The following is a 23,721-nucleotide window of genomic DNA, read 5'->3' on the forward strand; positions in this document are numbered from 1 at the left end:
TCATGAGCAGCACCCTGATCGTTCAACTGGACATGCGTACCCTTTGCCAGGAAGCCGACCTCACGGCCGATTGCGTGATCGAGATCGTCGAGCACGGCATTGTTGAACCTTCGGGGCGAACGCCGGAGGAATGGGTGTTCGACGACCGCGCACCGGTCACCCTCAAGCGCGCGGTGAAGCTGCATGATCAGCTGGAGCTCGAGTGGGAAGGGGTGGCGCTGGCGCTGGAGTTGCTGGAAGAAGTGCAGCAGTTGCGCAGCGAGAACCATATGCTACGCCAACGGTTGGGCCGGTTTACCCAGCTGTGAACGTTGTGGGGCCGCACGGCGGCCCCTCGGGTTTCACGGCTGTGCCCCTGGATTGAGCATCAATTGCATGAACGTCAGGTCCAGCCACCGGCCGAACTTCACGCCCACCTGCGGCATCTGCCCGGTCACCACGAACCCCAGCCGCTCATGCAGGCGCACCGACGCGGCATTGCCGCTTTCGATGGCGGCGACCATCACATGCTTGCCACAGCCCCTGGCCCGTTCGACCAGTGCTGCCATCAGCACCGGGCCCAGACCTTTGCCGCGTTGGTCGCCACGGATGTACACCGAATGTTCGACCGTATGGCGGAAGCCCTCGAAGACGCGCCAGTCGCCGAACGAGGCGTAACCGAGCACGCCGCTGTCATCCACCGCGACCAGGATCGGATAACCCTGCTGCGCACGGGCCTCGAACCAGGCCAGGCGATTGGCCAGGTCCACCGGGGTTTCGTTCCAGATTGCCGTGGTGTTGCGTACGGCGTCGTTGTAGATGTCGAGGATGCCCGGCACGTCGTCGATCAGGGCGTCGCGGATCTGGTAACTCATGACAGCGTCTCGCAAGGGAAGTGATTGCAGATTAAATGGTAACCAGGCCGCGCACACCTTCGGCCTGCATGTTTTCGCCCCGGCCGCGCTGGACGATCTCGCCGCGGGCCATGACCAGGTAGTGGTCGGCCAGCTCTTCGGCGAAGTCGTAGAACTGCTCCACCAGCAGGATGGCCATATCGCCCCGGTCGGCGAGCTTGCGGATCACCGCGCCGATCTCCTTGATGACTGACGGCTGGATGCCTTCGGTGGGTTCGTCGAGGATCAGCAGGCGCGGTCGGCTGGCCAGGGCGCGGCCGATGGCCAGCTGTTGCTGCTGGCCGCCCGAGAGGTCGCCCCCTCGGCGCTGTTTCATCTGCTCCAGCACCGGGAACAATTCGTAGATGAACGCGGGTACCTCGCGTGCCTCGCGGGCGGGGAAGCGCGACAGGCCCATCAGCAGGTTTTCCTCGACGGTCAGGCGCGGGAAGATCTCGCGGCCCTGGGGCACGTAGGCGATGCCGGCCTGGACCCGTTGCTGGGGCTTGAGGGGGGTGATCGGCTTGCCTTCCCATTCCACGCGGCCCTCGCGGGCCGGCAGCAGGCCCATCAGGCAGCGCAGCAAGGTGGTCTTGCCCACGCCGTTGCGGCCCAGCAGGCAGGTGACCTCACCGACCTTGGCCTCGAAAGACAGGCCGCGCAGGATGTGGCTGCCGCCGTAGTATTGGTGCAGGGTGTCGATTTTCAGCATGTCTTGCCCTTGTGTGATTTGTGCGTGGGAGCGGGCTTCAGAGGCCTACCTACCGAGGTACACCTCGACCACCCGCTCATCCTCCTGCACCTGCGCCAGCGACCCTTCCGCCAACACGCTGCCTTGGTGCAACACCGTCACATGGTCGGCAATGCTGCCGACGAAGCCCATGTCATGCTCCACCACCATCAGCGAATGCTGGCCCGCCAGCGAACGGAACAGCTCGGCGGTGAACTCGGTCTCGGCATCGGTCATCCCGGCTACCGGTTCGTCCAGCAGCAACAACTGCGGCTCCTGCACCAGCAGCATGCCGATCTCCAGGAACTGCTTCTGGCCATGGGACAACAACCCCGCCTGGCGCTGGGCCAGGGGCAGCAGGCGCAGGGTGGCCAGCACCTCGTCGATGCGCTGGCGCTGATCGCCGTTCAACCGCGCCAGCAGGCTGGCCCATACCGACTTGTCGGCCTTGAGCGCCAGCTCCAGGTTCTCGAATACCGTCAACGCCTCGAACACCGTGGGCTTCTGGAACTTGCGACCGATGCCGGCCTGGGCGATCCGGCATTCGCTCATGCGGGTCAGGTCGAGGGTGTCGCCGAAAAACGCGGTACCCGTGTCGGGGCGGGTCTTGCCGGTGATCACGTCCATCATCGTGGTCTTGCCGGCGCCGTTGGGGCCGATAATGCAGCGCAGCTCGCCGACGCCGATGTACAGGTTCAGGTCGTTGAGTGCCTTGAAGCCATCGAAGCTGACACTGATGCCTTCCAGGCTCAGCACCGTGCCGTGGCGGGTGTCGAGCCCGGCCTCGCGACGGCGGCCCAGGCCGATGGCCTCGCGCCCGCTGCCGATCTGGTCGAACACAGGTTCGAGCATGAATTCCGGATGCACCGGCGGCACGCTTCTCATGGCTGGCTCCTATTCTTCACAAGGCCGACCACGCCCTTGGGCAGGTACAGGGTGACGAGGATGAACAGCGCGCCGAGGAAGAACAGCCAGTACTCGGGAAACGCCACGGTGAACCAGCTCTTCATGCCATTGACCAGGCCGGCGCCGAGCAGCGGCCCGATCAGCGTGCCGCGCCCGCCCAGGGCCACCCATACGGCGGCCTCGATGGAGTTGGTCGGTGACATCTCGCTGGGGTTGATGATGCCCACTTGCGGCACATACAGCGCCCCGGCAAGGCCACACAGCACGGCGCTGAGCACCCACACCAGCAGCTTGAAACCGCGTGGGTCATAGCCGCAGAACATCAGCCTGTTCTCGGCATCGCGCACGGCGGTGAGCAGGCGGCCGAACTTGCTCTGGGTCAAACGCCAGCACAGGAACAGGCTGCCCAGCAGCAGGCCGACCGTCAGCAGGAACAGCACGGCGCGAGTGCCTTGGGCGGTGATGTCGAAACCGAGGATGGTGCGGAAATTGGTGAAGCCGTTGTTGCCACCAAAGCCGGTCTCGTTGCGGAAGAACAGCAGCATGCCGGCGAAGGTCAGGGCCTGGGTCATGATCGAGAAGTACACGCCCTTGATCCGCGAGCGGAAGGCGAAGAAGCCGAACACCAGCGCCAGCAACCCCGGCGCCAGCACCACCAGGCACAGCGCCCAGGCGAAATGCTGGGTGCCGGCCCAGTACCAGGGCAGCTCGCTCCACGACAGGAAGGTCATGAACCCTGGCAGGCCGTCGCCCGCCGCCTGGCGCATCAGGTACATGCCCATGGCGTAGCCGCCCAGGGCGAAGAACAGGCCGTGGCCCAGCGACAGCAACCCGGCATAGCCCCAGACCAGGTCCAGGGCCAGGGCGACGATGGCATAGCAGAGGATCTTGCCGACCAAGGTCAGGGTATAGGCCGAGACCTGCAAGGCGTGCCCCTCGGGCAGCAGTGAAAGCAGCGGCAGGGCCAGCAGCGCCAGGACGACAACGGCGCCGACGGCCATTGAAACCCGTGTGCCGACCTTGCGCGTGGCAATGACAATCAATGGCTGGTTCATCAGTCGATTACCCGTCCCTTGAGGGCGAACAGGCCTTGCGGGCGCTTCTGGATGAACAGAATGATCAGCGCAAGGATGAGGATCTTGCCCAGCACCGCACCGATCTGCGGCTCCAGCAGTTTGTTGGCGATGCCCAGCCCGAAGGCCGCCCACAGGCTGCCGGCCAGCTGCCCGACGCCACCGAGCACCACCACCAGGAACGAGTCGATGATGTAGCTCTGGCCCAGGTCCGGCCCCACGTTGCCGACCTGGCTCAGGGCCACGCCACCGAGCCCGGCGATGCCCGAGCCAAGGCCGAAGGCGAGCATGTCGATGCGCCCGGTGGACACCCCGCAGCAGGCTGCCATGTTGCGGTTCTGGGTGACCGCGCGCACGTTGAGGCCCAGCCGCGTGCGGTTGAGCAGCAGCCAGGTGAGCAGCACCACCGCCAGGGCGAAGCCGATGATCACCAGGCGGTTGTACGGCAACACCAGGTTCGGCAGTACCTGGATGCCGCCCGACAGCCACGCCGGGTTGCTCACCTCGACGTTCTGCGCGCCGAAGATCAGCCGCACGGCCTGGATCAGGATCAGGCTGATACCCCAGGTGGCCAGCAGGGTCTCCAATGGGCGGCCATACAGGTGGCGGATCACCGTGCGCTCCAGCGCCATGCCGACACCCGCGCTGACGGCGAAGGCCACCGGCAGGGCGATCAGCGGGTAGAACTCGATGGCACCGGGGGCATGGCGTTGCAGCAGCACCTGGACCATGTAAGTGCTGTAGGCGCCGAGCATCAGCATCTCGCCGTGAGCCATGTTGATCACCCCCAGCAGGCCGAAGGTGATCGCCAGGCCCAGCGCCGCCAGCAGCAGGATCGAGCCCAGCGACAGGCCGCTGAAGGCCTGGCCGAGCAGTTCGCCGACCAACAGCTTGCGCTGTACCTGGGCCAGGCTGGTTTCGGCGGCGGTGCGCACGGCGGCGTCGGTTTCGGTGTCGGGTTGCAACAGCGCTTCGAGGCGGGTGCGGGCCAGCGGGTCACCGGTTTCACCGAGCAGGCGCACGGCGGCCAGCCGTACCGCAGGTTCGCTGGCGCCCAGTTGCAGGTTGGCCAGGGCCAGGCCCAGGGCGGCGTGCACGGCGGCGTCCGGTTCGCTGGCGAAGCGGCGGTCGAGGAAGGCCATCTGCGCCGGTTGCGCGGTTTTCTGCAATTGCTGAGCGGCGGCCAGGCGGGTTGTGCTGTTGTCGCTGAGCAGCTGGTGGCTGGCCAGGGCATTGACGATCAGGCCGCGCAGGCGGTTGTTCAGGCGCAGTTTGCGGGTGTCGCCTTCGGCGATGCGGCCTTGGCGCAGGTTTTCCAGCAGCGGCAGGCGGGCCGGGTCCGGTTGCGCGGCCCAGGTTTCGAGCAGGTTGGCCTGTTCGGCGGGTTTGGCGCTGAGGAAGAATTCGCCCTCGCTGGCTTGGGTGGCCAGGGGCAATAGCAGCAGTAGCGTGAGCAGGAGTCTGAGCATGCGGGCAGTCCTGGAAATCGGCGGTGGATTCATCGCGGGGCAAGCCCGCTCCCACGCCGCCCCCATCAGCTGACGAGATCGGCGTGGGAGCGGGCTTGCCCCGCGATGGCGTCAGTTGCCCTTCACTGCATAGTCCGGCCGCTTGTCATTCCCCGGAATGAACGGGCTCCAAGGCTGCGCTCGCAGCGGCTCCTCGGTCTGCCACACCACACTGAACTGCCCGTCATCCTGGATCTCGCCGATCATCACCGGTTTGTGCAGGTGGTGGTTGCTCTTGTCCATGGTCAGGGTGAAGCCCGACGGCGCCTTGAAGCTCTGCCCGGCCAGCGCCTCGCGCACCTTGTCCACATCGGTGCTGCCGGCCTTCTGCGCCGCCTGCGCCCACATATGGATACCGACGTAGGTGGCCTCCATCGGGTCGTTGGTAACCGCCTTGTCGGCGCCCGGCAGGCCCTTGGCCTTGGCGTAGGCCTTCCAGTCGGCGACAAACTGCTGGTTCACCGGGTTATCCACCGACTCGAAGTAGTTCCACGCCGCCAGGTGCCCCACCAGCGGCTTGGTGTCGATGCCGCGCAGCTCTTCTTCACCCACCGAGAACGCCACCACCGGCACATCGGTGGCCTTCAGCCCCTGGTTGGCCAGTTCCTTGTAGAACGGCACGTTGGAGTCGCCGTTGACCGTGGAGATGACCGCTGTCTTGCCGCCAGCGGAGAACTTCTTGATGTTGGCGACGATGGTCTGGTAATCGCTGTGGCCGAACGGCGTGTACACCTCCTCGATGTCCTTGTCGGCCACACCCTTGCTGTGCAGGAAAGCGCGCAGGATCTTGTTGGTGGTGCGCGGGTAGACGTAGTCGGTGCCCAGCAGGAAGAAGCGCTTGGCGCCGCCGCCGTCTTCGCTCATCAGGTATTCCACCGCCGGGATGGCCTGCTGATTCGGCGCGGCACCGGTGTAGAACACGTTCGGCGACATCTCTTCACCTTCGTACTGCACCGGGTAGAACAGCAGGCCGTTGAGCTCCTCGAACACCGGCAGCACCGACTTGCGCGACACCGAGGTCCAGCAGCCGAACACCACCGCGACCTTGTCCTGGGTCAGCAGCTGGCGGCTCTTCTCGGCGAACAGCGGCCAGTTGGACGCCGGGTCGACCACCACCGCCTCGAGCTGCTTGCCATTGACCCCGCCCTTGGCGTTGATCTCGTCGATGGTCATCAGCGCCATGTCCTTGAGCGAGGTCTCGGAAATCGCCATGGTCCCGGACAGCGAATGCAGGATGCCGACCTTGATGGTCTCGGCGGCCTGGATGCTCCAGCTCAGGCCCATCGCGGCGATCGATGCGCTGAGGGTGAAGGCCTTGATCAGACTGCGTCGCTTCATGTGCTCACTCCGATGTGATGGTGGGGGTTGGCCAGGTCGGAGATTGCAAAGGCTGTGCCGAGCGACGGAAGGTGCGTGATAGAGCGGTTGTGCGACTAATCGGGGCGCGGGGCCGGGCCAGGATGGTGCTTGCAGGTTGGGTCTGCACAGGAATGGGGCCGGGGGCGATGAACACTTTTGACACATAAGCGGTACTTGAGTACCGTGCCGCACCGCAGTAGTTTCTGCGGTTCGGGATTGGCGTCCCGTATTCAGAGAGATCGAGCACTGACGCAGCTTGCGGCGGTGTTCTGCATGGCTGCACCCGTTATGGGCGAAGCCGTGTGTGGGAGCCTTCGGGCTCACCGGTTCTCTCTGCCGGCACGCCAACCCGCACGGCTTCGTCCACCCATCTTGGCGTATGGGCACGGAGCTTCTTTAGAGAGAGTTGCAAGGAGATGCATCATGCTCAAGAAGATCGTTCCAGACCCACCGTTCGCATTTATCGGGATCGCCGCCTTTCATCGAGAGGTGCAGCCATGAACCAGGAATCGCTGGTCAACCTCACCCCGCGCAAATCACGTCCGGTCACCGCCAGTTCCCACTTCGGCACCTGCAATCACGCCCATGCGCCGATGCTCTCGGTGCAGGCCGGGGTCGATAGCGAGGATGCGCTGGTGTGCGCCGTGGCGGCGTTGAAGGCGGCGTATGAGACCAATGCGGCGGCATTGGAGAAGGCCGGGGAGCCGTTGCGCAGTTTGCTGACGGCTACGGAGAACTCGCTGGAGAAGGGGTTGGCGTTGGCCGAGGCGGTGCTTGAAGGATTGGAGCACGGCTAGAGGGCCAATCGCGGGGCAAGCCCGCTCCCACGCTGGTATTTGCGTGGGGCTGGGCTTGCACTGCACTGGGATTGGCGTGGGAGCGGGCTTGCCCCGCGGTGGGTTTAGGCGTCACGCACCTCTGCCCGCGGCTGGCGCTTGCTGCGAACAAACTGGTAGGTCACTGCCAGCAACAAGAACCAGATCGGCGTCACCACCAGCGCCGAGCGCGTATCCGCCTCCAGGCTCAACAGCACCAGAATGCCGGCGAAGAACACCAGGCACACGTAGCACATGAAGCGCCCGCCGGGCATCTTGTAGCTCGACGCTTCATGCAGCGCCGCGCGGTTCTTGCGGTAGCTCAGGTACGACAGCAGGATCAGCGTCCAGACGAACATGAACAGCACCGCCGACACCGTCGTCACCAGGGTGAAGGCTTCGATCACATTGGGTACCAGGTAGATCAGCACCGCGCCCAGCAGCAGGCAGGTGCAGGAGAAGTACAGGCCGTTGGCCGGCACCGCGCGGCGCGAGAGTTTCTCGAACGCCTTGGGCGCATCGCCCTCCTGGGCCAGGCCGAACAGCATGCGGCTGGTGGAGAACACACCACTGTTGGCCGACGAGGCCGCCGAGGTCAGCACCACGAAGTTGATGATGCTCGCCGCCGCTGGCAGGCCGGCCAGCACGAACAGCTCGACGAACGGGCTCTTGCCCGGCACCACGTCGCGCCATGGGGTCACGGCCATGATGGCGATCAGCGCCAGCACGTAGAACACGATGATGCGGATCGGGATCGAGTTGATCGCCCGCGGCAGGGTGCGTTCGGGGTTCTTCGCTTCAGCCGCGGTGGTGCCCACCAGCTCGATACCGACAAAGGCGAACACGGCGATCTGGAAGCCGGCGAAGAAGCCCAGCAGGCCGTTGGGGAACATGCCGCCGTCATTCCACAGGTTGGCCAGGGTCGCGGTGTGCCCGCTCGGCGACTGGAAACCGGTAATGACCATGTACAGGCCGGTGGCGACCAGGCCCATGATGGCGATGATCTTGATCAGGGCGAACCAGAACTCCATTTCGCCGAACATCTTCACCGTCACCAGGTTCAGCGACAGCAGCAGGGCCACGCAGCTCAGCGCCGGTATCCACTGCGGCAGGTCGGGGAACCAGAACTGTGTGTAGGCGGCGATCGCCACCACGTCGGCGATGCCGGTGACCACCCAGCAGAACCAGTAGGTCCAGCCGGTGAAGTAGCCGGCCCAGGGGCCGAGCAGGTCGGCGGAGAAATCGATGAACGACTTGTAGTTGAGGTTCGACAGCAGCAGCTCGCCCATGGCGCGCATGACGAAGAACAGCATGAAGCCGATGATCATGTAGACGAAGATGATCGACGGGCCGGCCAGGCTGATGGTCTTGCCCGAGCCCATGAACAGGCCGGTGCCGATGGCGCCGCCGATGGCGATGAGCTGGATGTGGCGGTTGGTCAGGTTGCGTTGCAGGTGCTGCTCTTCGGAGGGTGTCTGGGAGGTCCGGGTCATAGGCTGCATTCCATTGAGGGTCAGTCTTTTTGTGAGCGAAAGCCGCGTAGGCTATCACGTCGCGTTCCGATCGCGGGTGCGGCAGATCGGCACGATCTTGGCGGTACAGCGCGATGCTCGACATGACGGGAGTCAATGGTTGCATGGGCTGGCCTCATCGCCGGCAAGCCGGCTTCCACAGGGATCGCACCCACCCTTGTGGGAGCCGGCTTGCCGGCGATGAGGCCGGAACAGCCAAGCAATGCCTCAGGCCCGGGCCATGACCCGGCGCCTGACCACCAGGTTATCGACCACCCACATCACGATCATGGACAACCCCACCAGCGGGAAGGCGACGCCCAGCAACAGCATCACCCCCACCGCCATCTTCCAGCGCGGCAGGTCATGGCGCAGTGGCGGCACGCCCAATCCACCAGTGGGCTTGCGCTTCCACCACATCACCAGCCCGCTCACCGAGCCCAGCAGGATCATCAGGCACACCAGCAGGATGACGATCTGGTTCAACGCCCCGAACATCTTGCCCTCGTGCAGCATCACCCCCAGCTCGGTGGCACGGGCCACCGGGCTGTAGTCCTGCCAGCGCACATCAGCCAGCACCTTTCCGGTGTACTGGTCGACGTGCAGGGTGGCGTCGTTGCGCGGATCGTCGGCAAACACCGCGATAGTGAACACGCCCTCGGCACTGGTCGGCAGGGTGATGCTGTAGCCCGGCTCGACCTCGCGCAGGTTGGCGATGTTCTCGATCTGCTGCAGGCTTACCTGCGGCGCCGCCGGGGCCTGGTCCATCATGTGGTGCCCGGCATGCTCGGCATGGGCGCCGGACACTGGCATCGGCGTGTTCTCCATCGCCCACGGCACGGTCTGGCGATGGGCACTGTTGAGGTCGCGTGCTTCTTTATCGGACTTGGGCACGTCATTCCACATGGCCGCCGGGAAGCGGTTCCACAGGTCGGCATACTGCTTGCCCCACAGCCCGGTCCAGGTCATGCCGCTGAGCAGCATCAACAGCAGCAGGGCCGAGCCCCAGAAGCCGGTGACGGCATGCAGGTCGCGCCACAGCACTCGGCCGCGTGCGCTCAAGCGTGGCCACAGCACGCCCGCGCTGTTGCGCCCGCGTGGCCACCAGAGATAGAGGCCGGACACCACCAGGACAATGCCCCAGCCCGCCGCCAGTTCCACCAGCCGGTCACCGACCGTGCCGACCATCAATTCGCCATGCAGGGCACGTGCGATGGCTTGCAGGTTCTGCTTGCCATCCTGCTCGCCCAGCACCTTGGCGCTGTACGGGTCGACGAAGACATTCAGCTCGCGCCCGCCGTCATGCACCACGAACTGTGCGCTGCGCTCGGCATTCAGTGGTGGCAGGTACTGGCCGACATGGCCCTGTGGATAAGCCTGGCGCACATTGGCCAGCAGGGTGTCGGCGCTTTGCCGGTGATGGCCGGCCTCGACCACCATCAGTTCGCGATACAGCAGCGGATCGAGCTGCGGCTTGAACAGATAGATGATCCCGGTGATCGCCAGCAGGATCATGAACGGCGCCACGAACAGCCCGGCATAGAAATGCCAGCGCCACGCCAGGTTGTAGAAGGAAACGTTTGGTTTGCTCATGAGAGCCTCCCGTAGACCTTGTGTGGGCGCGGTCAGGTCCCGCGCCCGTTTGTTGTTGTCAGAAGCTGAAGTCGACCTTGGTCCAGAAGGTCCTGCCTGGCTCGTTGACCGGCTGCACGCTGTTCGCCGGGTAGCCGAACCCGGCGTTCCCGGCCAGGTTCAAGTGCTCGGCGTAGGCCTTGTCGAACAGGTTGTCGACGCCCGCGCTGAGCTTGAGGTTGTTGTTCACCTTGTAGGCACCGTTGAGGGAAAACACGCCGAAGCCGGCGCTCTTGTCGTAGTCCTTGCCCACCACATTGCCCTGGTTCTGGGCGATGCGGTTCTGCTCGGCCACCAGGCGCCACAGGGCGCCGACGCTCCAGGTGTCGCGGCTGTAGGTCAGGCCCAGGCGGCTTTCCAAAGGCGGCATTTGCGGTAGCGCCTTGCCATCACTGCTGTTCTTGCCCCAAGCGTAGGCGAGCGTGGCGTCGGCCTTCCAGTTCTCTGTCAGCTTGTAGGCCGCGCCCAGCTCACCGCCCATGATCCGGGCATCGATGTTCTGCGCCTGGGAGGTGAGGTTGCCCATCATGTTGCGTTGGTAGTCGAACAGGATGTAGTCGCGGATCTGGCCAACATAGCCCGATGCCCAGGCTTCCAGGCGCTCGTCGCGGTACTGGATGCCGAAGTCGAGCTGGGTGGTTTTCTCCGGCTTGATGCCGTCGAAGGCGTTCACCGAGCCGGCCGGGGCGCGCTTGGGCGAGAACAGCTCCCAGTAGTCAGGGAAGCGCTGGGTGTGGCCGAGGCCGATGTAGGTGGTGGCGGGGATCGCCGCCAGGTCGTGCTCGTAGCGCACGAAGCCGCTGGGCAGGGTGTCGGCGCGGGTGTCGCCCTCGGTGGCGCTGCCTTTGCGGAAGTCGCGGGCCGAGGCGCGGTCCAGGCGGGCGCCGGTGATCAGGCGATCCTCGCCGGTCGCATACCAGGTGAGCTCGCCGAAGGCGCCGTAGTTGTGGAAGTCGGCATCCTTGGTCCAGGGTTGGCCCTTGTGTGCGTTAACGCCCATGCCACCCCGCTGGCGGTGTTCGTTGGTCTGTGCGTCGATGCCGCTGATCAGTTGCACGTCAGTCCAGCGCCAGGTGGCCTTGATGCGCGCGCCCATGGTCCGGCGGTCAACGTTGCTGACCATAGGCATGCCCATCATGCCGCTGCCCGACGGGGTGCGCAGGGTGTAGTTGTCCATCACGTGGTCGGCGTAGTTGTAGTAGACCTGCGCCTCGACCTTGTCGAGCACCTCGCCGATATTGGATTTTTCGAAACGCAGCCCCAGGCTTTCGCGCTTGAACTGCGAGCCGTCCATGCCACGCCCGGCGGAGCGGGCCTCGCCGTCGCCCTTGCCGGCGGTCAGTTCGAGCAGGGTGTCGGCGTCCGGGGTCCAGCCGAGGCTGACGTCGCCGTTCCACTTGTCCCAGCGCGACGGCACGGTGTCGCCGTTACCGTCCTCGAAGTCGTCCGAGTGCGACTGGTTGCCGACGAAGCGCACATAGCCGAGCTGGTTGCCGGCGGCGGCGTCGAGCACCTTGTCGAAGCGGCCGTTGGAGCCGGCCAGCACGCTGCCGTTGACCCGGCTACCCAGCTCGCCGAACTTCTCCGGGTCACGTTCGAACAGGATGGTGCCGGCGGAGCCGCCAGGGCCCCAGATCACGCTCTGCGGGCCCTTGATCACCGTGAGGCGGTCGTAGGTTTCCGGCGAGATATACGAGGTTGGCGCGTCCATGCGGCCCGGGCAGGCGCCGAGCATCATGCCGCCGTTGGTGAGGATGTTCAGGCGCGAGCCGAACATGCCGCGCAGCACCGGGTCGCCGTTGGTGCCACCGGCACGGATCACCGAGAACCCGGGGATGGTCTTGAGGTAGTCGCCGCCGTCGCTGGCCGGCACCGGCTGGCGTGGGTCCTTGGGGTTGGTGACCACGGTCAGCGGCGAGCTTGGGGCGATGGCGGTGATCACCGTCGGGCTCAGTTCGGCGGTGTCGTGCACATGGCCTTCATGGCCGGTTTCGGCGGCCAGGGCCAGTGGCGCGAGCAGCGAGCCGCACAGCACGGCGATGGTCCCGCGCAGGGAAAGGGCAAAAACAGGGGTGCAGCCGGACATAATGATTCCAGTCGATCAGTCATGAGTCAGCGCGAAGCCTCCTGGCTTCGGGCATTGATAGCGTTGTGTTCAGACGAGGATCGAAAGGGGCGGCGCGCGGCTGCGGGCGCCGGGGAATACAGCCTGCCGGGCATGGCCCTGGCGCGTGGCAACGGTGAGGTGGCTGGGTGGGGTGACGCTGCCTGCGCTGAGCGGGCTGAGGCTTTGGGGCAGGGCGGGGCAGTTGAACAGCAGGCTGCAGTAGCCGCACTTCTCCCACATGACATGCAGCTGGCCATCGTTGCCGTGGCCATGGTGCTCGTCGTGACCCTGCGCCATGGGCATGCTCATCGACATGTCCATGGGCATGGCCATGCCGGCGTGGTGCTCCATCGGCATCGACTGGGAAACCAGCGGGCCGATGAAGATCATCCACATGGCGAACAGGCTCAGCCAGCCGCCACCGACGCGCCTGCGATCAGGGCGGGTGCTGCGGGCGGAGCTGTAGCGCGGCAGGCTCATGGCGAGCGCCTGTCAGTCGGTCAGTGCGCGTGCTCGTGCGCTGCGGCTTGCTCGGCCGGCGGCTGCTTCTGCACCGCGACGTCGACCGTGACGTCACCGGCTTTCTCGAAGTGCAGGGTCAGCGGGAAGCGCTTGCCGTCGGTGAGCAGGCTGCGATCCTTGGGTTGCATGATCATCACGTGGTAGGCGCTGGGAGCGAACACCACATCCTTGCCGGCCGGGACCAACACGCTTGGCACATGTTGCATCTTCATGGCGCCGGCGGCGCTCATCACATGCTCATGCAGCTGGGCGTCGTCGGTGATGGGGCTTTTCACCGAAAGCAGGCGGTCATCGGCCTTGCCATTGTTGTGCACGACAAAGTAGGCCGCGACGTTAGGCGCGTTCGGCGGCAGCTCCAGCGACCAGGGATGGGCGATGTGCAGGTCGCCGACGCTGTACTCGTGGGCGTTGGCGTAGGCGCCGGGCAGCAGCAGGGCGGCCAGGACGAGGGCTTGCTTGAGCATGGGTGAGTCTCCGGTCTGTTCAGGTTCTGAAGGACAGCGTAGTGAACTCAGACCAACGGAGAGGCACGGGGATTGAGCGCGGGCCAGAGCTGGCGCGGCGTGGGCTGGTAGTCGGCGAGGTGCGGCAGGTGCCCGGCGATCAGCAACGGCGGGTTGTGCAGTTGCGGCGGGTAGACGGGTAAAGCCAGCAAAGGCGCCGCGCCCAGGCAGCACCAGCAGTTCATCATGCTGGCGCTGTCGTCGCTCTGCTGCCCCAGGTCGATCTTGGCCAGGGCCTGGACATCGACCTTGGCCTTGCTGGCCATGCTGGAGCAGAAAGCTCCCCACAGCAGCTGCTCGGCCGGGCCCTTGGGCGCGGCAGAAGACAGCGGCATGGCCAGCAGGTTGAACAGCACTGCAAGGCAGGCTATCCAGGCAATGTGCCGACGTGGGGGCATGGAGAGATCCGGTCAGGAATCGTGATGGCTATTGTACGGCGGAGTATAGGTAAAAAAGCCGGGGTGCGGTGAAGTGCCGCACCTGGGGCGCAAGGCACCCCCGCGATATCAGGCTTTACCGCGGCCCATCAACCCGCGCACGGTTTCCTGCAGGTCTGCCGGCAGCACCACGACTTTCGAATTGTCGCTGGCCGCCAGGTTCTCCATCGCACCAATGTAACGCTCACCCAGCAGGTACATGGCCGGCACGGTCTCGCTGCCCACCGCCTCCTTGACCAGGGTGATCGCCCGGGCCGAGGCTTCTGCCAGATTGACCTGGGCTTCGGCATCCAGCTTGGCTGCCTGCAACCGCGCCTCGGCTTCGAGAATGGCGGCCTGCTTGTTGCCTTCGGCGCGGGTTACATCGGCTTTACGTTCACGCTCGGCGGCTGCCTGGCGCTCCATGGCGGTCTGCATGCTCGGCGACGGCTTGATGTCCTGGATCTCCACCGAGCGCACGGTCACGCCCCAGTCTTCGGTCTGCTCGGACATCGCCTCGCGCAGGCGCGCCTTGATCTGCTCGCGGCTGGACAGCGCCTCGTCCAGGTCCATGGCGCCGACGATGGCGCGCAGCGAGGTCATGGTCAGGCTGGTCACGGCGAACGAGAAGTTCTGCACGCCGTACGAGGCCTTCTGCGGGTCGACCACCTTGGCGAAGCACAGGGCGTTGGCGACGATCACCGCGTTGTCCTTGGTGATGATTTCCTGCTGCTGCACGTCGAGGATGATGTCCTTGGTCGGCAGGCGGTAGGCGACCATGTCCATGTACGGAATGACGATGTTCAGGCCCGGCTTGAGGGTGCTGTGGTAACGGCCCAGGCGCTCGACGATCCATTCCTCGCCCTGGGGCACGATGCGCACGCCCTTGAACACGGTGATCAGTACAAATACAGCGAGGGTGGCGACGACGATGAGGCTGGTCATGCTTGCGAACTTCCTTTTAGTGCGGATTCAGGCCCGGGTAACGCGGGCGGTGTTGCCTTCGATGGTGGCCAGGCGCACACGCTCGCCGGCGGGGATGTCGCTGTCGGCTACGCAGGTCCATTCCTCATTGCCGAGGATCGGTTTCTGGAAGCGCACGCGGCCCTTCTGGAACTGCGACACGGCGCTGGTCAGCAGGCCGACCTCGCCGATCACGCTGTCGGCGGTCCAGCGCACGTCCGGCTTCTTGCGCCGGAACACCTTGAACCAGAGCACGGTGGTGATCGACGAGAACACCACCCACAGCAGGCCCTGCATATCGAGTTGCAGGCTGGGAGCGAGCAGTGAAATGAACGACACCAGCACGGCACCGATGCCGAACCAGAGGATGAAGAAGGTGGGGAGCACCAGTTCCAGCAGGATCAGGGCCACGCCGAAGACGAGCCAGATCCACCATTGCATTTCCATATGGGTGGAGCCTTCCAGAAGGGGAGAGGTGATTCTACGGCAGGATCAAGGCACAGGGCCATCTCGTGGCCGTCAACGTGGGTGTGTCACCCAGTCTTCCACACGCAACCCTGGAACACGCTGGAACTCGCGCAGGTTGTTGGTCACCAGCGTGAGGCCACGAGCACGGGCGTGGCCGGCAATCATTCTGTCGTAGGGGCCGATGGGCGTGCCGGCCTTGGCCAGCTCCGCACGTAGCTGCGCGGTGTGAGCTGCGCCCTGAATGTCGTAGTCAAGCACATCGAGCCGAGCGGCGAACCCCTCGACAATGGCCAGGTTACGCTCCGGCGCGGCGGATTTCTCCGCGCCGTAGATCAACTCCATCAGGGTTACCGTGCTGATGGCCAGTTGGCCGTGGTAGCGATTGAATGCCTCGCGCACTACCTGTGGCTTGTTCTTGATGGTGAAAATGCAGATGTTGGTATCAAGCATGTACCTGAGCATCAGAATCCTTCGCGCTCCTGGTCGGCTGGCTGTTCCCTGCTTGCCATGAAGTCCGCACTCACATCGTCACCCTCGAACCAGCTGTCCCAGCTTTCGCCGGCAGGCGAGATGATACGGGAACGGCCCACCGCGACGATGTCCACGCGGGTGACGTCTTCTGGAAGGGCGAGGGCTTTTGGCATGCGGATAGCCTGGCTGCGGTTGCTTTTGAAGACTGCACCTTGCTCCATCATGGGCCTCCTTGAAAGCGCAAATGTATGTCCGGAGTTTAATTCCGGGAATGGATATGTCAATGGGATATACAGTGTGCGCGTCAGGCCTTGAACAGGCCGAGAGCTTCCAGTAGCGCCCCTGTATCCTGAAACGCCCGATCCACTTCCGGCAGCACCGGCCGCTTGAGCACCAGCACCGGGATACCTCGCTCCCGCGCCACCTCGAGCTTCGGTTCGGTGGCCGTGCTGCCACTGTTCTTGCTCACCAGTACGTCGACACGCCGACGTTCGAACAGGGCACGCTCATCGTCGATGAGGAATGGCCCGCGCGCACCGATCACCTCGCAGCGTTCGTTGCCGGGGCAGGCTTCGAGGGCGCGCAGGGTCCAGAACTGATGTGCGGGGATTTCGTCCAGATGTTGCAGGGGTTCGCGACCAAGGGTGAACAAGGGGCGCTCGAACGGGGTCAGCGCCTCGATCAGCCCGGCCCAGTCCTCGACTTCACGCCAGTCATCGCCGATTTGTGCCTGCCACGCCGGGCGGCGCAAGGCCCAGCAGGGAACACCAGCGCTGCGGGCGGCGAGGGCTGCGTTGCGGCTGATCTGCGCGGCGTAGGGATGGGTGGCGTCGATCAACAGGTCGATGCCTTCGGCGCGCAGGTAGTCGGCCAGACCTTCGGCGCCGCCATAGCCGCCTACCCGCACCTGACAGGCCAGATCCTGGGGAATGCGCCCGATGCCGGCAAGGCTGTAGACATGCTGCGGCCCCAGCTGGCGAGCGATGGCCAGGGCTTCGGTGACACCGCCAAGCAGCAGGATGCGCCCGCTCATGCCACGCCCGCCTTGCCGACAATGCCGCCCTGGCGGTCGATGGCGAACACTTCGACCTGCACCTGGGCCGGCACCACGCTGCGGGCGAACAGCAGGGCGTGACGGCAGACCTCGTCGCCCAGCGCGATGCCGGCGGCATGGGCCAGGGCCAGCGCCTGCTGGCTGGTGTTGGCGCCGATGATGGCCTGTTGCAGCGTGGTATCGGCGCCAATGGCCGCTGCCCAGCCAGCCAGTTGCGGCAGGTCGATGCTCGAATGGCGGCTGTGCAGGTCCATGTGCCCGGCCGCCAGTTTGCTGATCTTGCCGAAGCCACCGCACAGCGTGAGGCGCGGCACTGGCACCTTGCGCAGGTGCTTGAGCACCGCGCCGACGAAGTCGCCCATTTCGATCAGGGCGATCTCCGGCAGGTCGTAGACCCGGCGCATGGTGTCTTCGCTGGCGTTGCCGGTGCAGGCGGCGATGTGCGTGTAGCCGTTGGTGTGGGCGACGTCGATGCCCTGGTGGATCGAGGCGATGTAGGCCGAGCAGGAGAATGGCCGGACGATGCCGCTGGTGCCCAGGATCGACAGCCCGCCGAGGATGCCCAGGCGCGGGTTCATGGTCTTCAGGGCCAGCGACTCGCCGCCCTGGACATTGACCGTGACTTCGAAGCCGCCGTCATAGCCGCATTCGCTGGCCAGTTGCAGGAGATGGTCGTTGATCATCTTGCGGGGTACCGGGTTGATGGCCGGTTCACCCACCGCCAGTACCAGCCCGGGGCGGGTCACGGTGCCAACGCCTGCGCCGGCGACAAAGCGAATGCCGGGCTCGGCCAGCAGGCGCACCTGGCTGTAGAGCAGGGCGCCATGGGTGACATCGGGGTCGTCGCCGGCATCTTTCAGGGTGCCGGCTTCGGCGGCTTCGCCTTTGAGATGGCAGAACTCCAGGCGCATCTGCACCACCTTGCCCTTGGGCAGCGTGATGTGTACCGCGTCATTGTGCTGCCCGGTCAGCAGCAGGCGCGCCGCCGCCAGGCTGGTGGCGGTGGCGCAGCTGCCGGTGGTCAGGCCGCTGCGCAGGGGCGCGGGCTGTTCGCGGGTTTCTTCACGCATCGACGGGTTTCATCACGTCGAGCAAGGTGATCGGCAGGGCCTGGCGCCAGGTGTCGAAACTGCCCAGCGGCTGGGTGTGGGCAATATGGATACGGGTCAGCTCGCCGCCATGCTGGTCGCGAAACTGCGCCAGGGCGACCTCGCTTTGCAGCGTGACGGCGTTGGCAACCAGGCGCCCGCCCGGCAGCAGGCGTTCCCAGCACAGGTCGAGTACGCCTTCGCGGGTGACGCCGCCGCCGATGAAGATCGCGTCCGGGCGCTGCAGCCCGGCCAAGGCTTCGGGTGCCTTGCCGCGGATCAGTTGCAGGCCGGGCACGCCGAGGGTGTCGCGGTTGTGTTCGATATAGCCCTGGCGGCCTTCGTCTGCCTCGATCGCAAGGGTGCGGCAGCTGGGGTGGGCGCGCATCCATTCGATGCCGATGGAGCCACAACCGGCGCCTACGTCCCACAGCAGCTCACCGGGTTGCGGGGCCAGGCGCGCCAGGGTGATGGCGCGGACATCGCGCTTGGTCAGCTGACCGTCGTGACGGAAGGCGCTGTCAGGCAGGCCGGCCACGCGCGGCAGGCGCGGGGTATCAGGGGAGGCCTGGCATTCGATGGCGACCAGGTTGAGCGTGGCGACGTCGGTGTGTGGCCAGTCGTCGGCGGTGCCGCTCTGTGTTCTTTCCTGCGGACCGCCGAGGTGTTCGAACACCTGGAGGCGGCTGGGGCCGAAGCCGCGCTCACGCAACTGCGCGGCAATGGCCGCCGGGCTGCTTTCGTCGTTGCTCAGCACCAGCAGGCGCACGCCGCTGTACAAGTGGGCATTGAGCGCCGCCAGCGGGCGGGCGACCACCGAGACCACCTGCACGTCCTGCAACGGCCAGCCCAGGCGGGCGGCGGCCAGGGCGCAGGAGGAGGGCATCGACAGCACTTGCAGCTCCTCGGCGGGCAGCTGGCGCGCCAGGCTGGCACCGACGCCGTAGAACATCGGATCGCCGCTGGCCAGCACGCAGACCGGCTCGCCGCGCAGGGCCAGGACCGGGGCCAGGGAGAAGGGGCTGGGCCAGTGCAGTTGCTCGGCGGTGACGCAGCGGGGCAACAGGGCCAGCTGGCGCGGGGCTCCGATGATGCGCGTGGCTGCTAGCAGGGCGCGCCGGGCCTGTTTGCCCAGGCCGCTGAAACCGTCTTCGCCGATGCCTATTACTGTCAGCCAGGGGGCCATCTGTTCCTCATACCAATCATTGATCGCGGGGCAATCCCGCTCCCACGAAGTGACGTGGGAGCGGGCTTGCCCCGCGATTCGCCTTAGCGTTCGACCACCGGTTTTTCATGCCGCCGGACAAAGCAGGCATAATACCGCGCCTTCTACACTGAAGCGCACTTTCACGATTGCCGGATGCCTCCTTGAAGCCGCCCCTGTCCCCTGAAGTTTCGCCCCGTCCCTCGGCCTGCCCGGGGTTGTGGCGCATCGTCGCCGCGCGCGATGGCGGCATCTGCCGGATCAAGCTGCCCGGTGGCCTGCTGCTGGCCGACCAGGCCGATGCCGTGGCCGACGCTGCCGAGCGTTTTGCCGGAGGAGTGATCGAGGCGACCAACCGAGCCAACCTGCAGATTCGCGGCATTGGCCAGGATCATGGCAGGCTGGTTGAACATCTGCTGGCCGCAGGGCTCGGCCCGCGTGATGCGGCCGGTGACGATGTGCGCAATCTCATGCTCAGCCCATTGGCCGGGCTCGACCCGACGATGCTGTTCGACACCCGGCCATTGGCCGGGCAGATCCTCGATCTGCTGGAAAGCACCCCCAGGTTCCACAAGCTGTCGGCCAAGTTCGCCGTGCAGCTCGATGGCGGCGAAGCGTTGGCGATGCGCGAACACGCCCATGATCTGTGGCTGTCCGCGATGCCACGCGAAGGGCGTATCTGGTTGCGCTTCGGGCTCGCGAGCAGCCTGTCGAATGGCCAGGCGCTGGGTGCGGTACCGGTAGAGCAAGGGCTGGCGCTGGTGCGCGCGGTACTGGAGCGCTTCCTCGACCTGGCAACGCCCGAGCAGTCGCGCATGCGTCAATTGCTGCAGGTGTGCCCGGTGGAGCACTTCCTGGAAGGGCTGGCGATCTGCATCGACGCCCCCCCGCCGACCGAACAATGCCCAGCGTCGACAAGCCCCTGGCTGGGCCTGTTGCCCCAGCGTCAGGGCGTGGCCCTGGGCGTCGCGCCACCCCTTGGTCGCCTGACCCCGGCCATGCTGCGCGGCGCCGCCCATGTCGTCCGCCAATGGGGGGATGGCAGCTTGCGCCTGACGCCTTGGCAGAGCCTGGTACTGACCAACGTGAACCCGGCCCATGTAGAGGCTGCTCGCGAACACCTTGCGGCCCTGGGTCTGGTGTGCCACAGCGAGCACCCGTTGGCGCGAGTCGTCGCCTGTACCGGCTCCAGCGGTTGCGCCAAGGCCCAGGCCGACACCAAGGCCGACGCCGTTACCCTGGCCGCCCTGTTGCGCCACGGTGCCCCCGGCAGCGTGCACCTGTCCGCCTGCCCACGTTCCTGCGCCATGGCCCACACCGCCCCGGCCACCCTGCTGGCCCGCGCCCCGGGCCGCTATGACCTTTACTTGCGCGACGCGCGCCTGCCGGGCTTCGGCAGGCTGCGCGCAGCCGACCTCACCCCAGAAGAAGCAGGCGCCATGCTCGACCTGCCGACGGAGCACCTTGATGATTGACTACATCCGCGATGGTCAGGAGATCTATCGCAATTCCTTCCGCATCATCCGCGAGGAAGCCCGGCTCGAGCGGATTCCCGCCGATCTTGAAAAGCTCGCCGTGCGTGTGATCCATGCCTGCGGCATGGTCGAGGCCATCGATGGCCTGCAGTTCTCCGAAGGTGCCGGCAGCGCCGGCCGCGATGCCCTGGCCAAGGGCGCGCCGATCCTCTGTGACGCGCACATGGTCGCCGAAGGCATCACCCGCGCCCGCCTGCCGGCCAACAACCCGGTGATCTGCACCCTGCGCGACCCGAGCGTGCCGGACCTGGCCAAGGCCGAGGGCAACACCCGCTCGGCGGTGGCCCTGGAGCTGTGGCGCCCGCACCTGGAGGGCAGCGTGGTGGTGATCGGCAACGCGCCGACCGCGCTGTTCTACCTGCTGGAAATGCTCGATGCCGGCGCACCGAAACCAGCGTTGATCCTCGGCTTCCCGGTCGGTTTCGTCGGCGCTGCCGAGTCCAAGGCGATGCTCGCCGCCGACAGCCGCGGCGTGCCGTTCGTGATCATGCAGGGCCGCCTGGGCGGCAGCGCGATGGCTGCCGCCGCGGTCAACGCCCTGGCCACGGAGGTGGAATGATGCAGGCACGCGGACGACTGCTGGGCCTGGGCGTGGGCCCGGGCGACCCAGAGCTGATCACGGTCAAGGCCTTGCGCCTGCTGCGCGAGGCGCCGGTGGTGGCGTACTTCGTCGCCAAGGGCAAGCGCGGCAACGCCTTCGGCATCATCGAAGCGCACCTGCAAGCCGAACAGACCCTGCTGCCGCTGGTGTACCCGGTGACCACCGAGGCGCTGCCCGCGCCGCTGTCCTATGAACAGGTGATCAGCGACTTCTACGACGAAGCCAGCGTGCAGGTGGCCGAACACCTGGATGCCGGCCGTGACGTGGCGGTGATCTGCGAGGGCGACCCGTTCTTCTACGGCTCCTACATGTACCTGCACGATCGCCTGGCCTCGCGCTACGAGGCACAGGTGATCCCGGGCGTGTGCTCGATGCTCGGCGGCGCCTCGGTACTGGGTGCGCCATTGGTGTATCGCAACCAGACCCTCACCGTGCTCTCCGGCGTGCTGCCCCATGACGAGCTCAAGCGCCGTCTGGCCGATGCCGATGCCGCAGTGATCATGAAACTGGGGCGTAATTTCCCCAAGGTGCGCCAGGTGCTCACCGAGCTGGGCATGGATGATCGTGCGCTGTACGTAGAGCGGGCGACCATGGCCAACCAGAAGATCGTCGCGCTGGATGCCGTCGATCCGCAGTCCTCGCCTTACTTCTCGCTGATCATCGTGCCAGGTGAGAAATGGCAGGGATGATCAAGGCACCGGCAATCGTCATTCTCGGCCCGGGCAGCCTGGCCACCGCGCAGCGTATCCAGCAACGTTATCCACAGGCCGTGATCCATGGCCTGCAAGGGCGTGTTGTGGGTGCCAACCGATACTACGCAGTCTTCGGCGACACCCTGCGCGAGCTGTATCAGCAAGACACGCCGATCATCGCCCTATGCGCGGCGGGTATCGTCATTCGCACCCTGGCGCCGTTGTTGAGCGAAAAGGGCGTCGAGCCACCGGTTCTGGCCGTGGCCGAGGACGGCAGCGCCGTGGTGCCACTGCTCGGTGGCCTGGGTGGGGTCAACGCCATGGCCCGAGAGATCGGTGAGGCGTTGGGTGTGAGCGCAGCCATAACCACCAGTGGCGAGCTGCGCTTCGGCACCTGCCTGCTCAACCCGCCCGAGGGTTACGCGCTGGCGGACCTGGAGCAGGGCAAGCGCTTCGTCTCCGACCTGCTGGCGGGCGAGGCGGTGCGTGTCGAAGGCGAAGCGCCGTGGCTTGAGCACGCGCAGTTGCCCGCCAGTGACGATGCGCAACGCACTATCCACGTGGGCAGCGCACTGCGTCCGGCCAGCCGTGACGAACTGCTGATCCATGCACGTTGCGTGGTGGTGGCGGTCACGGCCGGTAGCACTGACCTGGTGCAACAGGTACGCGAGGAACTGCTGCGGGCGAACATCGCCGAGCCCGCGCTGGCCTGCCTGCTGGCGAGCGAAACCGAGATGGCGGAGCCGGCCCTGCACGAGGCTGCCCAGGCGCTGAATGTCGCCCTGCGCTTCGCACCGGCCGCCGAGAGCCTGGAGCAAATGCTGGCTGATGCATTGCCGCAAGCGCGGGTTGGTTCGTCCGTCGGGCTCGCCCACGCCGTTTGCCCGGCACCGGTCGACATCGACCGCGTTGGCCGGCGCCGTGGCCGCCTGGCCGTGATCGGCCTGGGGCCTGGTGCCGCTGAACTGATGGTGCCGGCGGTCAAGGCGGAGCTTGCGCGTGCGCAGGATGTGCTGGGTTACGAAACCTACGTGCGCATGGCCGGCCCGTTCCGCGACGACCAGGTGCTGCACTGCACCGACAACCGCGAAGAGATGCAGCGCGCTCGCCATGCCTTCGAGCTGGCGGTGCAAGGGCGTTCGGTGGTGGTGGTGTCGTCGGGCGATCCGGGCGTGTTCGCCATGGCCGCCGCGGTGCTCGAAGCGCTCCATGAATCCACTGACCCGGCCTGGCAGCGCGTCGAGCTGGAGATCCTGCCCGGCGTCTCGGCCTCGCTGGCTACCGCCGCTCAGGCGGGGGCGCCACTGGGCCACGACTTCTGCGTGATGTCGCTGTCGGACAACCTCAAGCCCTGGTCGATCATCGAGAAACGCCTCGACCTGGCGGCCCAGGCGGACCTGGTGCTGGCGTTCTACAACCCGATCTCCAAGGCCCGGCCGCATCAGCTGGGTGTGGCGCTGGAGGTGGTACGCCGCCATCGCGACGCAGGCACCCCCGTGGTGCTGGGCCGTGATATCGGCCGGCCGGGGCAGACCCTGCGGGTGGTGACCTTGGGCGAGCTGGTGCCGGAGATGGTCGACATGCGCACCATGGTGCTGCTCGGCTCCTCGACCACCTGCACCTTCCCCCGTGCCGATGGCGGCCAGTGGGTCTATACCCCGCGCTGGTACCCCGCCAAGCCCTGAGCGCAG

Annotated in this window: 25 protein-coding genes; 6 read left to right on the forward strand and 19 right to left on the reverse strand. The window is 66.0% G+C overall.

All coding sequences use genetic code 11. The features are described from left to right. Nucleotides 1-2: 2 nt before the first annotated feature. Entirely contained in the window at nt 3-308 is a 306-nt protein-coding gene (locus ABZO33_RS22115) for a chaperone modulator CbpM (protein ID WP_414537783.1), read from the forward strand. 33 nt (nt 309-341) lie between these two features. Here the strand turns inward: ABZO33_RS22115 and ABZO33_RS22120 are convergent, their stop codons facing one another. From ABZO33_RS22120 to urtA, 6 genes are all read right to left on the reverse strand, one after another. Further along, nucleotides 342-854, reverse strand: a complete 513-nt coding sequence (locus ABZO33_RS22120; RefSeq protein ID WP_414537784.1) for an N-acetyltransferase family protein — start codon at nt 852-854, stop codon at nt 342-344. Nucleotides 855-885: 31 nt separating this feature from the next. Beyond that, nucleotides 886-1,584 carry an urea ABC transporter ATP-binding subunit UrtE gene (gene urtE, locus ABZO33_RS22125; protein WP_414537785.1) on the reverse strand — a complete coding sequence of 233 codons (699 nt, stop codon included), beginning with the start codon at nt 1,582-1,584 and terminating at the stop codon, nt 886-888. Between the two features lie 45 nt (nt 1,585-1,629). Continuing rightward, on the reverse strand, nt 1,630-2,487 hold the full coding sequence (urtD, locus tag ABZO33_RS22130) for an urea ABC transporter ATP-binding protein UrtD (RefSeq protein ID WP_414537786.1): 858 nt from the start codon (nt 2,485-2,487) through the stop codon (nt 1,630-1,632). Then, nucleotides 2,484-3,563 (reverse strand): urea ABC transporter permease subunit UrtC, encoded by a 1,080-nt coding sequence (gene urtC, locus ABZO33_RS22135; protein ID WP_414537787.1) that lies wholly within the window; start codon nt 3,561-3,563, stop codon nt 2,484-2,486. Before urtC ends, urtD begins: the two co-directional genes overlap by 4 nt. Beyond that, on the reverse strand, nt 3,563-5,083 hold the full coding sequence (gene urtB, locus ABZO33_RS22140) for an urea ABC transporter permease subunit UrtB (RefSeq protein ID WP_414537788.1): 1,521 nt from the start codon (nt 5,081-5,083) through the stop codon (nt 3,563-3,565). Before urtB ends, urtC begins: the two co-directional genes overlap by 1 nt. A gap of 78 nt (nt 5,084-5,161) precedes the next feature. Continuing rightward, the gene (urtA, locus tag ABZO33_RS22145) at nt 5,162-6,427 is read right to left on the reverse strand and encodes an urea ABC transporter substrate-binding protein (RefSeq protein WP_414537789.1); all 1,266 of its coding nucleotides are present in this window, start codon (nt 6,425-6,427) and stop codon (nt 5,162-5,164) included. Between the two features lie 518 nt (nt 6,428-6,945). Here urtA and ABZO33_RS22150 point away from each other — a divergent pair. Beyond that, the gene (locus ABZO33_RS22150) at nt 6,946-7,245 is read left to right on the forward strand and encodes a hypothetical protein (protein ID WP_046854034.1); all 300 of its coding nucleotides are present in this window, start codon (nt 6,946-6,948) and stop codon (nt 7,243-7,245) included. A gap of 104 nt (nt 7,246-7,349) precedes the next feature. Here ABZO33_RS22150 and cycA read toward each other — a convergent pair whose 3' ends face one another. From cycA to cbiE, 13 genes are all read right to left on the reverse strand, one after another. Continuing rightward, nucleotides 7,350-8,756 carry a D-serine/D-alanine/glycine transporter gene (gene cycA / locus ABZO33_RS22155; RefSeq protein ID WP_414537790.1) on the reverse strand — a complete coding sequence of 469 codons (1,407 nt, stop codon included), beginning with the start codon at nt 8,754-8,756 and terminating at the stop codon, nt 7,350-7,352. A gap of 246 nt (nt 8,757-9,002) precedes the next feature. Continuing rightward, nucleotides 9,003-10,367, reverse strand: a complete 1,365-nt coding sequence (locus ABZO33_RS22160; protein ID WP_414537791.1) for a PepSY-associated TM helix domain-containing protein — start codon at nt 10,365-10,367, stop codon at nt 9,003-9,005. A gap of 58 nt (nt 10,368-10,425) precedes the next feature. After that, a complete protein-coding gene (locus ABZO33_RS22165; protein ID WP_414537792.1) occupies nt 10,426-12,492 on the reverse strand; it encodes a TonB-dependent copper receptor in 2,067 nt (688 codons plus the stop codon). Between the two features lie 69 nt (nt 12,493-12,561). After that, the gene (locus ABZO33_RS22170; RefSeq protein ID WP_414537793.1) at nt 12,562-12,993 is read right to left on the reverse strand and encodes a DUF2946 domain-containing protein; all 432 of its coding nucleotides are present in this window, start codon (nt 12,991-12,993) and stop codon (nt 12,562-12,564) included. Between the two features lie 20 nt (nt 12,994-13,013). Then, nucleotides 13,014-13,499: a copper chaperone PCu(A)C gene (locus tag ABZO33_RS22175; protein WP_414537794.1), complete on the reverse strand. Its 486-nt coding sequence runs from the start codon at nt 13,497-13,499 to the stop codon at nt 13,014-13,016. 47 nt (nt 13,500-13,546) lie between these two features. Continuing rightward, entirely contained in the window at nt 13,547-13,936 is a 390-nt protein-coding gene (locus tag ABZO33_RS22180; RefSeq protein ID WP_414537795.1) for a DUF2946 domain-containing protein, read from the reverse strand. A 108-nt stretch (nt 13,937-14,044) separates the two neighbouring features. Beyond that, nucleotides 14,045-14,899, reverse strand: a complete 855-nt coding sequence (locus ABZO33_RS22185) for an SPFH domain-containing protein (protein WP_414537796.1) — start codon at nt 14,897-14,899, stop codon at nt 14,045-14,047. Nucleotides 14,900-14,926: 27 nt separating this feature from the next. Further along, nucleotides 14,927-15,364: an NfeD family protein gene (locus ABZO33_RS22190; RefSeq protein ID WP_414537797.1), complete on the reverse strand. Its 438-nt coding sequence runs from the start codon at nt 15,362-15,364 to the stop codon at nt 14,927-14,929. A gap of 72 nt (nt 15,365-15,436) precedes the next feature. Continuing rightward, a complete protein-coding gene (gene vapC, locus ABZO33_RS22195; protein WP_050707095.1) occupies nt 15,437-15,847 on the reverse strand; it encodes a type II toxin-antitoxin system tRNA(fMet)-specific endonuclease VapC in 411 nt (136 codons plus the stop codon). Further along, nucleotides 15,847-16,077, reverse strand: coding sequence for a type II toxin-antitoxin system VapB family antitoxin (gene vapB, locus ABZO33_RS22200; protein ID WP_011535889.1), 231 nt, complete (start codon nt 16,075-16,077; stop codon nt 15,847-15,849). Before vapB ends, vapC begins: the two co-directional genes overlap by 1 nt. 83 nt (nt 16,078-16,160) lie before the next feature. Then, nucleotides 16,161-16,889, reverse strand: coding sequence for a cobalt-precorrin-6A reductase (locus ABZO33_RS22205; RefSeq protein WP_414537798.1), 729 nt, complete (start codon nt 16,887-16,889; stop codon nt 16,161-16,163). Further along, nucleotides 16,886-17,980, reverse strand: a complete 1,095-nt coding sequence (locus ABZO33_RS22210; RefSeq protein WP_414537799.1) for a cobalt-precorrin-5B (C(1))-methyltransferase — start codon at nt 17,978-17,980, stop codon at nt 16,886-16,888. Before ABZO33_RS22210 ends, ABZO33_RS22205 begins: the two co-directional genes overlap by 4 nt. Further along, nucleotides 17,973-19,184, reverse strand: coding sequence for a precorrin-6y C5,15-methyltransferase (decarboxylating) subunit CbiE (gene cbiE / locus ABZO33_RS22215; protein ID WP_414537800.1), 1,212 nt, complete (start codon nt 19,182-19,184; stop codon nt 17,973-17,975). The genes ABZO33_RS22210 and cbiE overlap by 8 nt, the downstream gene beginning before the upstream one ends. Nucleotides 19,185-19,351: 167 nt before the next feature. Between cbiE and cobG the strand changes: the two genes are divergently transcribed. From cobG to cobJ, 4 genes are read left to right on the forward strand one after another with little or no spacing between them, the layout of a single operon-like run. Continuing rightward, nucleotides 19,352-20,677 (forward strand): precorrin-3B synthase, encoded by a 1,326-nt coding sequence (gene cobG, locus ABZO33_RS22220; protein WP_414537801.1) that lies wholly within the window; start codon nt 19,352-19,354, stop codon nt 20,675-20,677. Beyond that, entirely contained in the window at nt 20,670-21,296 is a 627-nt protein-coding gene (locus tag ABZO33_RS22225; RefSeq protein ID WP_414537802.1) for a precorrin-8X methylmutase, read from the forward strand. The genes cobG and ABZO33_RS22225 overlap by 8 nt, the downstream gene beginning before the upstream one ends. Then, a complete protein-coding gene (locus tag ABZO33_RS22230) occupies nt 21,293-22,027 on the forward strand; it encodes a precorrin-2 C(20)-methyltransferase (RefSeq protein ID WP_414537803.1) in 735 nt (244 codons plus the stop codon). The genes ABZO33_RS22225 and ABZO33_RS22230 overlap by 4 nt, the downstream gene beginning before the upstream one ends. Next, nucleotides 22,024-23,715, forward strand: a complete 1,692-nt coding sequence (cobJ, locus tag ABZO33_RS22235; protein ID WP_414537853.1) for a precorrin-3B C(17)-methyltransferase — start codon at nt 22,024-22,026, stop codon at nt 23,713-23,715. The genes ABZO33_RS22230 and cobJ overlap by 4 nt, the downstream gene beginning before the upstream one ends. Nucleotides 23,716-23,721: the final 6 nt, after the last annotated feature.

Source organism: Pseudomonas sp. CAM1A (assembly GCF_047501685.1).
Lineage (GTDB): Bacteria > Pseudomonadota > Gammaproteobacteria > Pseudomonadales > Pseudomonadaceae > Aquipseudomonas.

Coding starts and splice junctions, on each gene's coding strand:
- ABZO33_RS22190 (WP_414537797.1), bottom strand. CDS start 15,364: ATGGAAATGCAATGGTGGATCTGGCTCGTCTTCGGCGTGGCCCTGATC.
- ABZO33_RS22115 (WP_414537783.1), top strand. CDS start 3: ATGAGCAGCACCCTGATCGTTCAACTGGACATGCGTACCCTTTGCCAG.
- urtB (WP_414537788.1), bottom strand. CDS start 5,083: ATGAATCCACCGCCGATTTCCAGGACTGCCCGCATGCTCAGACTCCTG.
- urtE (WP_414537785.1), bottom strand. CDS start 1,584: ATGCTGAAAATCGACACCCTGCACCAATACTACGGCGGCAGCCACATC.
- urtC (WP_414537787.1), bottom strand. CDS start 3,563: ATGAACCAGCCATTGATTGTCATTGCCACGCGCAAGGTCGGCACACGG.
- ABZO33_RS22150 (WP_046854034.1), top strand. CDS start 6,946: ATGAACCAGGAATCGCTGGTCAACCTCACCCCGCGCAAATCACGTCCG.
- ABZO33_RS22165 (WP_414537792.1), bottom strand. CDS start 12,492: ATGTCCGGCTGCACCCCTGTTTTTGCCCTTTCCCTGCGCGGGACCATC.
- cobJ (WP_414537853.1), top strand. CDS start 22,024: ATGATCAAGGCACCGGCAATCGTCATTCTCGGCCCGGGCAGCCTGGCC.
- cbiE (WP_414537800.1), bottom strand. CDS start 19,184: ATGGCCCCCTGGCTGACAGTAATAGGCATCGGCGAAGACGGTTTCAGC.
- cycA (WP_414537790.1), bottom strand. CDS start 8,756: ATGACCCGGACCTCCCAGACACCCTCCGAAGAGCAGCACCTGCAACGC.
- urtD (WP_414537786.1), bottom strand. CDS start 2,487: ATGAGAAGCGTGCCGCCGGTGCATCCGGAATTCATGCTCGAACCTGTG.
- ABZO33_RS22225 (WP_414537802.1), top strand. CDS start 20,670: ATGATTGACTACATCCGCGATGGTCAGGAGATCTATCGCAATTCCTTC.
- urtA (WP_414537789.1), bottom strand. CDS start 6,427: ATGAAGCGACGCAGTCTGATCAAGGCCTTCACCCTCAGCGCATCGATC.
- ABZO33_RS22160 (WP_414537791.1), bottom strand. CDS start 10,367: ATGAGCAAACCAAACGTTTCCTTCTACAACCTGGCGTGGCGCTGGCAT.
- ABZO33_RS22185 (WP_414537796.1), bottom strand. CDS start 14,899: ATGACCAGCCTCATCGTCGTCGCCACCCTCGCTGTATTTGTACTGATC.
- ABZO33_RS22120 (WP_414537784.1), bottom strand. CDS start 854: ATGAGTTACCAGATCCGCGACGCCCTGATCGACGACGTGCCGGGCATC.
- ABZO33_RS22230 (WP_414537803.1), top strand. CDS start 21,293: ATGATGCAGGCACGCGGACGACTGCTGGGCCTGGGCGTGGGCCCGGGC.
- vapC (WP_050707095.1), bottom strand. CDS start 15,847: ATGCTCAGGTACATGCTTGATACCAACATCTGCATTTTCACCATCAAG.
- ABZO33_RS22175 (WP_414537794.1), bottom strand. CDS start 13,499: ATGCTCAAGCAAGCCCTCGTCCTGGCCGCCCTGCTGCTGCCCGGCGCC.
- vapB (WP_011535889.1), bottom strand. CDS start 16,077: ATGGAGCAAGGTGCAGTCTTCAAAAGCAACCGCAGCCAGGCTATCCGC.
- ABZO33_RS22205 (WP_414537798.1), bottom strand. CDS start 16,889: ATGAGCGGGCGCATCCTGCTGCTTGGCGGTGTCACCGAAGCCCTGGCC.
- ABZO33_RS22180 (WP_414537795.1), bottom strand. CDS start 13,936: ATGCCCCCACGTCGGCACATTGCCTGGATAGCCTGCCTTGCAGTGCTG.
- ABZO33_RS22170 (WP_414537793.1), bottom strand. CDS start 12,993: ATGAGCCTGCCGCGCTACAGCTCCGCCCGCAGCACCCGCCCTGATCGC.
- ABZO33_RS22210 (WP_414537799.1), bottom strand. CDS start 17,980: ATGCGTGAAGAAACCCGCGAACAGCCCGCGCCCCTGCGCAGCGGCCTG.